Below are 736 nucleotides of genomic sequence, written 5' to 3' on the forward strand. Positions count from 1 at the left end.
AATCTAATCTGACCTATTTATTTCAAAATAAGAAAAGTCACTATTATACAAGCCGTCACATAAATGTATCTATTTAAATACCCTATTTAAGTAGACATCTTTAAATATAAAATAAACGGAGGTTTTATGAATTGAATAATCAAGAATATAACAATGACCATCATAAAAATGATTGTAGAGTTAAATCAGAAACACGAACTCCACTCAGCGATAGTGATGTAACACCTGTTCTTGCAACAAATCCAAGAGTTAAAATTCCAGTTGTATTAGCAGAAAGAACACTTCAAATTGTAGTAGAAGCAGATATTCCACTTTGTCCACCAGCAGTAGAAATTAAAAGAGTGTTAAAAGATGTATTTTTAACACAATGTAAACTAGTGCCTGTTGAATATACACCGATTAATGCAACAGGATTTTTAGAAGTAACAAGAGCAAAATTATTTGTAGAAGGTTATATTCGTAAAAACATTGAATATGCGGGTTATGATTGCAATGGCGTAATTTATGATAAAATTGCAAAAGTGAATTTCTCTGGTTTTGCTGAGTTAACTGAAAATGAGTTTCTTTCTCCAGCAATTATAGCTTTTTCTTCAGAAAGTAAAGCTCGTTTCATTAATCCAAAAAATACTGATATTCCTCGTCTAGATAAATACTTCTTTGAAAACAATGTTTTCTATAATGAACAACCATATTGTGAATTAATCAGTGCAGAATTTTATGAGCTTGACTATGCACC

Annotated in this window: 1 protein-coding gene; it reads left to right on the forward strand. The window is 30.0% G+C overall.

What is annotated here, in order from left to right:
• Positions 1-131: 131 nt before the first annotated feature.
• On the forward strand, positions 132-736 hold a 605-nt coding region (locus JDS92_RS30050; RefSeq protein WP_199633039.1), incomplete at its 3' end, for a CsxC family protein.

Source organism: Bacillus cereus group sp. N12 (assembly GCF_016483575.1).
GTDB lineage: Bacteria > Bacillota > Bacilli > Bacillales > Bacillaceae_G > Bacillus_A > Bacillus_A toyonensis.